The 2,790-nt window shown below is 41.6% G+C and carries 2 protein-coding genes; both read right to left on the bottom strand.

The genetic code is table 11. The features are described 5' to 3' along the window. Positions 1-27: 27 nt before the first annotated feature. Positions 28-1,728 (bottom strand): acetolactate synthase large subunit, encoded by a 1,701-nt coding sequence (locus tag RWZ99_RS09235; protein ID WP_314678306.1) that lies wholly within the window; start codon positions 1,726-1,728, stop codon positions 28-30. A gap of 133 nt (positions 1,729-1,861) precedes the next feature. Continuing rightward, positions 1,862-2,790: dihydroxy-acid dehydratase (locus RWZ99_RS09230; RefSeq protein ID WP_314678304.1), on the bottom strand; the 929-nt coding region annotated here is incomplete at its 5' end.

Here is a 2,790-nt window from a genome sequence, read left to right as displayed (position 1 = left end):
CGGTTCTGAAGTTTAGCTGTTAACATTCTACGCATTGAACTTCACCCCCAACATTTCATGATTACTCTTACCAGCTGGAACGATTGGCAAAACATGCTCTTTACGAGAGATATCAACCTCGATGAACATCGGCACATCCTCTTTGATAACTTCCAAATCCTGATCAATCGTTTCTGGATTATCAAACTTATAAGACTTAATGCCATAAGCTTGAGCCATCAGTTGAAAATCAGGAAGAGTATCAAAGACAGACTCTGACGTGCGCCCTTCGTAGAAGGACTCTTGCCATTGGCGCACCATACCAAGTGAGTGGTTATTCAACATAACAACCTTAATTGGCACCTTGTAAATATTTAAGATAGCCAATTCTTGGTTCGTCATTTGGAAACCACCATCACCAACAAAGAGGATAACTTCTTTATCAGGATTAGCAATTTTAGCACCAATTGCTGCTGGGACACCAAATCCCATAGTTCCAAGACCACCTGATGTCACCAGTTGACGCTCATTTTGGTATGGATAATACTGAGCTGTCCACATTTGATGTTGCCCAACGTCAGTGACAACAACTGCATCACCCTTAGTCAATTCACCGATACGTTCGATAACTGCCTGAGGCTGTACCATACGTTCTTTCTTATCGTAAGAACGTACACGCTCTTTATCTTTTGTGACTTTTTCAATCCATTTTTCAGTGTTATTCTTAACCACTGGTTCTGCTAAGAGCATTTCAAGAGCTTGTTTGGCATCACCAACAACTGGTAAATCTACTGGAATAATCTTGCCAATCTCAGCCGGATCCACATCAATATGAACAACCTTTGCATTTTTAGCAAATGTTTTTGGATTTCCTGTTAAACGGTCATCAAAACGACAACCAATAGAAATCATAAAGTCAGCGTCAGTCATAGCAATATTAGCTGCATATGAACCATGCATACCACCCATGCCCAAGAAAAGGGGATGGCTAGTAGCAATTGTTCCCTGACCTAGAAGACTTGTAACAACTGGAATTTGGTAGCGTTCTGCAAAAGCAACTAGCTCCTTAGCAGATTCAGAATAAGTCACTCCACCCCCAGCTACAATAACCGGCTTCTTAGCTTTGCCCAACTGTTTCAAGATTTTCTTAATTTGCATCTCGTTTGGTCTTAGCGTCGGTTGGTAACTTGGAAGATTAATTTCAGGATCGTTGATGAAGGCAGTTTCCTTAGCTACAACATCTTTTGGAAGGTCGATAACAACCGGACCAGGACGTCCTGTCGTTGCGATATGAACCGCTTCTCGAATAGTACGAGGAATATCAGCCGTATCGCGAATCTGATAGTTGTATTTGGTAATTGGCATGGTAATTCCGACAATATCAGCTTCTTGGAAGGCATCCTTACCAATACCTGGTGTTGCGACCTGACCTGTAAAGACTAGGAGAGGTACACTATCACTCATAGCATCTGCAATCCCGGTAATAGCATTCGTTGCACCTGGGCCACTCGTTACAAGAGCAACACCTAGTTTTCCAGTTGATTTAGCATAACCTTCAGCTTCGTGCAGACTTCCTTGCTCATGACGAGACAAGATATGATTAATCTCTTCATTTTTGTAAATAGCATCATACAAAGGAAGAACCGCTCCGCCAGGATACCCAAAAATAGTTGAAATCCCAAGTTCAAGAAGTGTATCAAGAATCAAATCAGCACCCGAGCGTGCTTCTTCAAGTTCAATTTTCTTCACATGGACCTCCTTTAGCAGTTGTTTTTTTCGAATTGTCTAAAAATTCAAAACCTTGTATACTATAATAACATTTTTAACTAAATTTGCAAGGGTTTCAGAGAAAAATATCGCAAACTCTTTGGAAAGAATATTCTTAATTTTTTTCTTGTGCTTGACGTTCTGCTTTACGTTCTTCGAATTCTTCATCACTCATCAGAGTTCCACCAACATTAGCTGATTTGGCAAAAGCAGTGTAACGACGCAACCATCCACTTGAAATCTTAGACTTGAAAGGTTTCAAGTGTTTACGGCGTGCTTCAAGTGTCGCATCATCTACAAGCAAATCAAGGGTACGATTGGGAAGATCAATCACAATTTCATCCCCATCTTCAATCAAAGCGATATTGCCACCTTCCGCAGCTTCTGGAGATACGTGACCAATAGCAATACCACGAGTTGCTCCTGAGAAACGTCCATCTGTAATAAGAGCCACATCCTTACCAAGCCCACGCCCGACAATCTTAGAGGTTGGCGCTAACATCTCTGGCATACCAGGACCACCCTGAGGGCCTTCGTAACGAATGACAACAACATGACCCTTCTTGACCGTTCCATTATCAATCAACTCAAGTGCTTGATCTTGTGAATCGCAACAAATAGCCTTACCACGGAAAGTTTTAACAGATGGATCTACACCACCAACCTTGATAACAGCCCCATCCTGAGCAATATTTCCATAAAGGATAGACAAACCGCCAACCGGTGAAATAGGTTGCTCGATTGGATGAATGATTTCTTCGTTTTTAATTTCAGCACCAGCCACATTTTCTTTCAAAGTCTTACCAGTGACTGTGATGCGATCACCCTTAATGGCACCTTTCTTAATCAACTGATTAATAATGGCTGGAACACCACCAGCTTCGTGCACATCATGCATGGTGTAAACACTTGAAGGGGCAATTTTAGAAAGATAAGGTGTCTTCTTAGCAATCTCGTTAATATCCTTGAGGTTATAATCAATTCCAGCTTCACGCGCAATAGCAAGGGTATGAAGAACAGTATTGGTTGAACCACCCATGGCCA

The organism is uncultured Streptococcus sp., from assembly GCF_963545685.1.
In the GTDB taxonomy this organism is placed as follows: domain Bacteria; phylum Bacillota; class Bacilli; order Lactobacillales; family Streptococcaceae; genus Streptococcus.
The sequence above is the reverse complement of the archived record's forward strand: the minus strand, read 5'-3'. Positions and strand labels throughout refer to the sequence as shown.